The sequence below is a fragment of the Accumulibacter sp. genome (genome assembly GCF_036625275.1).
Lineage (GTDB): Bacteria > Pseudomonadota > Gammaproteobacteria > Burkholderiales > Rhodocyclaceae > Accumulibacter.
In genome coordinates, this window is record NZ_JAZKUD010000128.1 from 1 (window position 1) to 8,588 (window position 8,588).

Sequence of the window (8,588 nt, forward strand, 5' to 3'; positions counted from 1 at the left end):
CCGGTGGTAACAGCTTCGCTACCACCCGATCCTTCATCACTTGTCCGTATCTTGCCATTTCCTCACCTCGTTATTGCCCCCGGTTTCAGATCCTATCGAGGCGACAACTAGTCTGACACAGGGGGGATCACCTCATGCGCTTCATGCAGCAGCGCCTCGCTCCCAACGCCCCAGACACCGGCTGACTTACCCCTTCCAACAGTCTCTACCCTCACCACCCGCTACCATGGAATTTGAAATGAGAACTGCTGGGCCGATGACCGCCTGCCGCCGGTGCTGCCGATCGTCCTCTACAACGGTCGTCGGCACTGGAGCGCAGCGACCGACGTCTTTGACCTGATCCCACCGGTGCCGGGCCTGGTCGGACAGTACCCCCCCGCCTCCGATACCTGCTGGGGGACAAAAACTCCTATACCGACAGCGAACTGGCCTCGCTGAAGAACCTCGTGGCGGCGGTGTTCCGAATCGAACACCCGGCATCTCCGGAAGCCATCGGGGTCCTGCTCGGTCTGCTGGAAGAGTGGCTGGTGGACCGTCCGGACCTGCGGCGAATGTTCGCCTTCTGGATCCGGGCGACCTTGATGCGCCAGGCCGAATACCGTATTCTCCCCCCGAGACCGACGACTTACAGGAGCTGAAAGTCATGTTGTCTGAACGACTGGACTGGAAGAATGGGCGCTGAGCTACGAGGCACAGGGCGCGCAAAAGGGCCGCCAGGAAGGGCGCCAAGGAAGGAGAAGCGTTCGCCCTTCAGCACCTGCTCGCCAGGCGCTTCGGTGCGATCCCTCCGGAGATGGTTGCCCGTATTGCCGGGGCGCCACGAGAAGAGATTGAAAGGTGGCTGGATCGGGTGCTGGACGCCCGGAGTCTGGATGACATATTCGGGTCAAGCACGCACTGACACCTCGTGTCGCCCGTGTAAAGAGGGCGACAGTCAAAAAGCGACCCCAAAGGGGCTGCACGGATTAAATCCTCTGCAGTACCATTCGGCCTGCTTCATCCAGAAGCACCAACACACTATTTTTTGGAATGAAGATCAATTGCAGCATACAGTTTCGTTTCGGCTCTTCTTGCCCAGCCCGGCTGGGCTGCCATGGTGCCGATGCCGCGATCTGCTCACTGAACACGCTCTACACTGGGTGCTGAAGGTCATGCCTGACGGCCCATGTCCTTTTCGCGGATGGCCGAGTGGCTCTCGCCGACAAGCAGTTAGCGATCTTGAGAGCCATGCAAACAGGATGAATGTGTCACGGCGGGCTGGCGGCTGTGGCTTCCGTGGCGCGCTGGCTGCGGCTCTTTTCAAGTAGCCTGCGCAAGTCGGTGTCGATTTTTTCGAGCGTGCCGGCGGCATCGATCCACCAGTCGGTCGACCAAACGCGCAAAATTTCCCAGCCGAGGCCACGCAATACCTGTTCGCGCAGCTTGTCGCGGTCGCGCGCGGTCGCTGCGCGGTGATAGGTGGCGCCGTCGCATTCGATGCCGCTCAGGTAGACGCCCTTGGCATCGGGATGGACGACCGCCAGATCGACGCGGAAGGCCGAGACGCCGACCTGGGTGTGCAATTCCCAACCCTGGTGGGTGAGCGCGGTGGCGACGGCTTCCTCGAACGGACTTTCGAAACCGCCGAGGCTGCCAGTCGTGGCCGTGGCCAGCGCCGGCACGCCGTGTTCGGCAAAATCGAGGAAGTGCTTGAGATCGCGAACGCCGATGGCCTGCGTGCGGGCGAGGTCCATCTGTTCGGCCCTGAGGCTCGAAAAGATCCGCAGTTCATGACGGGCGCGGGTAATTGCAACGTTCAGCCGCCGCTCGCCGCCAGTGCGGTTCATCGGGCCGAAATTCATCGACACGACGCCCGCGTGATCGGGGCCATAGGTGATCGAGAAGTAGACGATGTCGCGCTCGTCGCCCTGGACGCTTTCCAGGTTCTTGACGAACACCGGCTCCAGTTCCGCGTCGGCGAAGTGCGGTTCGATCGACGGGTCACGGCGCCGCTCTTCGTCGAGCAGATCCTCGATCAACGCCTGTTGCTCGGCATTGAAAGTCACGACACCGATGGTCAGCCGTGATTCCCGGAAACCAGGGGACTTCAGGCGTTTGACCAGATCGGCAACCAGCGCTTTCGCTTCGGGCTTGTTGATGCGCGCGCTGCCTCTCTCGTAGATGCCCTGAACGTGATGAAAACTCACTGCGTGGTCGGTAGTGACCGGCGAAGGGAAGGTCACCAGTGAGCCACCGTAATAGCGGTGGTTCGAGAAGGCGATCAGGCTTTCGTGGCGGCTGCGGTAATGCCAGGCCAGGTTCATCGTTGGCAGGTTGGCACCGATGCATTCGTCGAGAATGCTTTCGAGGTCGGTCTCGACATCTTCTTCGTCGAATTCGGATTCGGCGTGGTCGAAGAAGTTGGTCGGCGGCAACTGCCGTGGGTCGCCGACCATGACCACCTGGCGGCCACGTGCGATCGCGCCGATGGCATCCCAGACCGGGATCTGCGAGGCTTCGTCGAAGACCACGAGATCAAAGGTGCTGGCGTCGGTAGACAGGTACTGGGCAATCGACAGCGGGCTCATTAGCAGGCACGGTGTCAGTTGCGTCAGCGCCGTCGGGATGCGCTGGATCAGTTCGCGCAGCGGCAGATGCCGTTTCTTCTTGTTGATCTCGTGGCGCAGGATCCCCCATTCGGAACTGCGGGTTCCCCCGTCCTGTGTCGGCAAGGCGGCGCACAACCCGGCGCGAACGCGTGCCCGCGTGAGTTCGGTAAAACGCTCGTCAAGAGCGCGGAAATCGTGGATGCGCTGCTCGTGTTCGGCAGCGACGAAAGCGCGGATGACCGGTTCCTCATCAACCACCGCGTTCAGCCACCAGCGGCTGTAGTTGATCTCGAAAGCATGGCGCAGCATGCCCGGCGCGATTTCTCCTTTCTCGATCGCCGTGACCAGCGGCGCCAGGCCGAGATCCCGCGCGTGTTTACCAACCTTGCGCCAGGCACACCAAGCATGCAACCGGTTTGCCTCGCAAAGGATCGCAGTGCAGCGCTGAGCCAGTTGATCGAGCGGGATGTCCGCGAACGTGTGACGGGTCTCTTCCGCAAAGCTGCCGGTTGCACAGAGACGACTGATCATTGGTGGCAGCGCACCGCAGGCGTCAAGGTATCCGTCAGCAGCGCCGGCGAGCGGGCCAGCGGGATCGAGACATGCGCCCTTGTCGCCCAGGAGAGGCTGCAGCGATGTCCTGACGGCGGTGACTTCGTCCGATGAGTCGGCGAGATTGGCGATTGCCGCTGCGATGGATGCCTGAAACTTCAGTGCCTGGTCGAGCTGCTCGATGTGGGTATGCAGACCACACCAGAGGCCGGCACCGACTTCGCGAAGGTCTTCGTAACGGTCAAGCTGTTCTTCGACGCCGGCGCGTTGCTGCAGCCAGTGATGGTCTGCCGCCAAGGTAGATCCGCAGTGGCCACGCGCCACGCTTGCGTGCGCGCCGGCGAGTGGGCCGGACTCGCGAATCGCCTGCAGCGCACTCTGGAAGTGGAGCGCTGCGGTGAGGCGTTCCGGACGGGTAGCAAGACCGGCCCAGAGTTGCTCGGTGGGCGGGCCGAGAGGGTCCAGCGTCTGCAGCTCGGCATCGAGTGCCTGCAAGCGGTAGAGCTGTTTCAACTGTCGAGCCAGGCGGTCGCTACAGCGACCGTCGGCGACCGCAGGGAAGCGATCAACCTGGCTGCAGGGCTGCTCGACATGCAGGGCTCGCAGCGCTTGTTGGAAATCGAGTGCGCACTTGGCATGTTCTGGCTGCGTTCCGAGGCCGGCCCAGACGCCGTCGGTCGCGTCGCTGATCGCCAGCGTCTGTACCTGCGCGCGCAGCGATCGGATCCTGGCGAGCGCCAGCAGGTCGCCGGCAATCTCCGGCTCGCCGGTATCGGCCAGGACGGTCTGCAGTGTCGCGCGAACCCGGCGTTTGGCTAGCCAGGACATCGGCCACATGGCCTGCTCGGCCTTTACCCAGTCTCTCTGGAGCTGGGCCACGTTTAACTGCTCGACCTGCGGGTCGTACACGACCGACAACTGTCCGCTCAGACGGCGGATTTCGGCGAGGAGGTGCAGGCCCTGCTGTAGATCCTCAATTACCGCGGCCGACCAGGGCTCACCGATCTGTGTGAAGATCTCGCGGCGTTGCTGCAGCAAGGCCAGTCCACGCCAACAGGCACTGACGATGGCTTCCGGCCAGGGCGGCGAAATTTGGCCGCTCATTTCGCGGTGTCTGGCGAGCAAATTCCGACCGGTCTGCAAACGTTCGACAATGCTTGCAGCGTCGGTGCGCAGGACGAATCGCCAATCGTGGCCTGCGGCCTGCGGCAGAATTCTCGCGAGGATGCCGAGGGCAGCGTGCTGGCGACGGTCGAGCGGTGTGCGTGGCAGTCCGCTGACTGCACAAAAGTGCTCCGCTGCATTCTGCAGAACGTGCAGTGCGCGCTGGACATCGCGCACGGTCTCGATGAAAGCTTGTTGCCAGCTTGGCGACCAATCGGCGTGTCCGACCACCGCCAGCGGGCCGTTCCTGAGATCCGTCTGACCGACTGCCTGTGCATTGACCTGCAGGCGGTCGGTGAGATCCCGCATCGCGGTCATTGCAGCCGCATCGTGAGCATCGGCACTGTGCCACGACAGGTTCAGTACCGGCACCTTGCTGTCCGTTCCACTGCCCGCACCCTCGAGCACGCGCCCGATGGCCCGATAAATCGTCATGCCGTTTGGGTGTTGCAGATGCAGACGTTCGACATAGACGTTGAGCTGATCGCGCAGCCCTTGCAGGCGCTGCGCTTCGGCATGCCAGGCGTCGGCATCGATGCGGCCCCGAGCCGTCCAGGCTGCCTGCAACTGCGCCAGAACGTCGAGCTTTCTGGCTTTGCTGGAATGCAGTTCGAGGCAGAATTCACCGAGGCCGACTTCGCGCAGGCGCCGGTAGACCACATCGAGCGCGGCCATCTTTTCGGAGACGAAGAGGACGCGCTTGCCCTCGGCCAGGCACTGCGCGATGAGGTTGGCGATGGTCTGGCTCTTGCCGGTTCCCGGTGGTCCGATGAGGACGAAGTCCTTGCCGCGCGCAGCGGCGATGATCGCCGAAAGCTGCGATGAATCCGCGGCCAGCGGGCAGGAGATCTGCGCCGGCGCGAACTCGCGGTCCAGTCGGGTGCGATCGGGAAAAGGCAGTTGCGCGGGATAGCTCTCGCGTGGCGTGTCGATCAGATGGCGGACTACGGGGTTGTCGCGTAACTGCTCGGTTCGCTCGCTGAGGTCTTTCCACATCAGATGCTTGGCGAATGAGAACATTGACAGCACGACTTCTTCGCTGACTTCCCAGCCCTTGATGTCCTTGATCGCCTGCGATACCGATCGCCAGATCGCAGCGACGTCGAGGCCACCTTGATCCCTGGGCAATTCGCTGTCGGCTACCCCGAGACTGAGTTTGAAATCCTGGCGCAGCATCTCGATCAGCGTCGGATTGAAGCGTGGCTCGTCGTCATGCAAGGTCAGAGTGAAACCCGAACGGACGCTGCGGCGGTTCAAAGTCACCGGCACCAGCAACAGCGGTGCGCGGTAGTGTTGCCCGATCCGCTGCTCGCTACGCGGGTTGCTCCGCTGGTTGCACTTTTCATCGCGGCTCCAGCAAAGGAAACCGAGTGCGAGAAAGAGGGTGTTCGCGCCGCCCTCCTGGAGCGTGCTGCGAGCCGTGCGATAGAGATCGACCAGACGGCTGTCGAGTTCATCGTCCGCGATCGCGACAAAAATCTCCCGGCGTTGCAGGGCGTCAAGGGCATGCTGGCGGCGCAGGTCTTCACGCTCGCGCGCTTCGTGGATGGCCAGATTGCGCGGATCGGCGCCGTCCATGAGCTCGGGCCGGGGCAGCAGCTTCAAGGGCAGCATCTCCGACAGCCGATCCTCAAGCGCCGCGGCGTCGGGAGCCTCGAGCGTCAGCGCCTGCTTGCTGCTGCGGAAATTCAGCAGTTTGTTGCGCAGCGACAGGTCGAGCAGTTTGCGTTGCCAGCGCGCGAGGCGATCGGCGGGTTTGAGCATCGCCGGGTCCGCTGCGCCGAAAATGTCTTCGTCCGGCAGTTCGGGCGCTTCGGCGAATGTCGGTTCCAGTGTCGCGGGTGGCCCACCGACGGTCGCGGTGCTGGGCAGGTCAACACTGGCCAGTGGCTTGATTCGCTGCAGGCGGGCGCGCCGGACGTCGACTGCGAGTTCGAAGACATCCTCCGTGGCGATGTTCTGTTCGCCGCACTGGACGGCATAGGAAAATGCCGGTGCTGGCCGCTGCGTCACCAAGGTGGATTCGAAAAGCAGCAATTCCTTGAGCTTGACACGTTTGCGCAGGGCCGACACATCGTCGACAACGCTGCTCGAAAACTCTTCGGGTTTGAGCCAGACGCCGGCGAAGGCGTGCTCCTTGGCGAACACCAGTAGCGGATTCAGACCGGCCTGCTCGATTGCCGAGGAGAACAGGAGCGCCAGGTCGAGGCAGGTCGCGAGTCCCGACTCGGCAAGCTGGGTTGGTCCGCGCACCTTCTGGCCTCGGTGTTCGAAGCTCGCCGGGGGTAGCGCGTAGTCGAGTCCCATGGCGGCGACGGCACTCCAGATGCCGGAGCTGATTTCCCAGGCTCGTCGGGGACCGCCCTGGTAGCCATTCAGCGCCGGGCTGCGACCGTTCCTGCGCAGCACCTCGGCGGCCTGCTTGAGCAGGCGATCGACTGCCGGGTCATTGGGTTGCACGAAGGCGGCGACCATGTCCGGGAGTTGTGACAGCCCGCCCCAGTGGTTGCGGGGCAGGAGCTGCACACAGCGTTCGAGTCGCGCCAGTTCGCAGGCGGTATCGCCACGGCGACGCAGGATAAGGGAGGCCGTCGCCGTTTCGGTCTCGGTCAGGCGGGTCAGCAACGCTGCGTCGAGCCGTACATCGACATCGCTGATAGGGTAGCGTTGGCCTGCTTCGATCGTTTCGATCTGCCAAACCTTCGTTTGCAGGAACGCCGGCGTCGATTCGATGCGCAGTTCCAGACTGTCGAGCACCTCGTCTGCGTCGTTGACGATACTCAGTTCGCGGAGCATCGGCACCGCGTTTTCAAAGTCTGCGAGATTCAGTTTCGCGATCAGTTCAGCGTCAATGCGCAGAGGCGTCAACTGCTGCTTGCTCGGCTTGCCTTGATCCATCGCCTCGTCACAGTGGCAGTGAAACGGATCCAGCTCCGGTCACTTTGAGATGAGTGATGTTAACCTCGCTCCTGCCCATAGGATGGAAATCACTCGGATGGCGGACGGTCTGCAGGAGGATGGCAAGGCCCAAGGCAATGGTTGACATGTTTTCAATGTTTCGTTGAGTCGTGGATTCGGGTAGTCTGCAGGCAGGCAGCCTATCCGCAGATTTTCGCCAGTTGATCGGGGCCAAGTCGTTGCAGGTCTTCGTTTGCTTGCCAGCAGCGCCGTTCCACACTGGCATGCGCATAGGCACGGCTCTCGTCTGCGCTTTGTTGCAGGAAGGTCTTCAGGAGGCGTTGCAGGTGACTTGGAGAAGGGGGCATGCTGGCGTAGAAGAGCACCCATTCCTGACGTTTGATGAGCAGTGTCGGGAAGTTTTCCACCTCCAGGTCACCCAGGTCATCTGCGTGCAACTCGATATCCAGCCAGTGAAAACTTGCCGCAGGAAACTGCCCGGCAGTTTCCTGGAAACCGCTGCGATATTCCCGGCAAACACCGCACCATTCGGCACACAGGCAGACGACCAGGAATTCCGCAACGGCACCTGCGGCGCCGTTCGGGAATAACGGGTGGTGCATCACGTCAATGACGTCCTCGCTCTCCTGGCGGTTTTGGGTTGCGGACTTCGATCACGCCGCTGTTGTCCAGCCGTCTTCAAGCGTCAGACAGGTTTCGCAGGAGTTGTTGAATGTGGCTGATGAGTTGTTCTTCGGGGTACGGTTTGCCGAGCACCACATCGACTCCGGCGGCAGCCGCATTGGCGCGTAGCTGTTCGTTGTCGGAGGTCACCAGAATGATCGGGAGACGCGCGGTGCGAGGATTGGCACGCAACTGGCGCGCTAATTGCAGTCCATTCATTCCCGGCATGTCCTCATCGGTGACCAGCACGTCGGGGGGCGATACCTCGATTTGTCGCGCCGCGTCCAGACCGTCCTCAGCCATCAGAACCTGATATCGGTGTGCGGTAAGCAGGCGGCTGGTCTTGACCCGGACCACCTTCGAGTCGTCGGCAATCATCACCACGGTTTGTTCCGCGGTCTTGATCTTCGGTACAAGTGCTGCGGCCGAGGCTGCCAGGGTTCGACGCTGGGCTTCCTCGGCCGCCTGACGTTGGGTTTCGCGCTCGATCGCGGCCTCAACGGCCTGACGTTCGTTCTCTTCCTGGCGAAGGGCTTCTTCTATGGCCAGGCGGTCAGCCTCGCGCCGTGCGGCGACTTCGGCGGCCTGACGTTCGGCCTCGCGCCGTGCGGCGGCTTCGGCGGCCTGATGTTCAGCCTCGCGCCGTGCGGCGGCTTCGGCGGCCTGACGTTCGGCCTCGCGCCGTGCGGCGGCTTCGGCGGC

5 protein-coding genes are annotated in these 8,588 nt (G+C 62.6%); 2 read left to right on the forward strand and 3 right to left on the reverse strand.

The genetic code is table 11. The features are described from left to right. Positions 1–446 precede the first annotated feature (446 nt). Positions 447–638: a hypothetical protein gene (locus tag V5B39_RS20810; RefSeq protein ID WP_332344749.1), complete on the forward strand. Its 192-nt coding sequence runs from the start codon at positions 447–449 to the stop codon at positions 636–638. A gap of 119 nt (positions 639–757) precedes the next feature. After that, positions 758–901, forward strand: a complete 144-nt coding sequence (locus tag V5B39_RS22355) for a DUF4351 domain-containing protein (protein ID WP_434735744.1) — start codon at positions 758–760, stop codon at positions 899–901. Between the two features lie 346 nt (positions 902–1,247). Here V5B39_RS22355 and V5B39_RS20815 read toward each other — a convergent pair whose 3' ends face one another. The 3 genes from V5B39_RS20815 to V5B39_RS20825 form a co-directional block, all read right to left on the reverse strand. Next, positions 1,248–7,202, reverse strand: a complete 5,955-nt coding sequence (locus V5B39_RS20815; protein WP_332344750.1) for a DUF4011 domain-containing protein — start codon at positions 7,200–7,202, stop codon at positions 1,248–1,250. Between the two features lie 200 nt (positions 7,203–7,402). Beyond that, complete coding sequence (locus V5B39_RS20820) at positions 7,403–7,825, reverse strand: thioredoxin family protein (protein WP_332344751.1); 423 nt, start codon at positions 7,823–7,825, stop codon at positions 7,403–7,405. 76 nt (positions 7,826–7,901) lie between these two features. Further along, the coding region (locus V5B39_RS20825; RefSeq protein WP_332344752.1) for a response regulator at positions 7,902–8,588 on the reverse strand (687 nt) is incomplete at its 5' end.

Excerpts from the sequence above, each read along its gene's own strand:
- V5B39_RS20815 (WP_332344750.1), bottom strand. The coding sequence starts at position 7,202 with ATGGATCAAGGCAAGCCGAGCAAGCAGCAGTTGACGCCTCTGCGCATT.
- V5B39_RS20820 (WP_332344751.1), bottom strand. The coding sequence starts at position 7,825 with ATGCACCACCCGTTATTCCCGAACGGCGCCGCAGGTGCCGTTGCGGAA.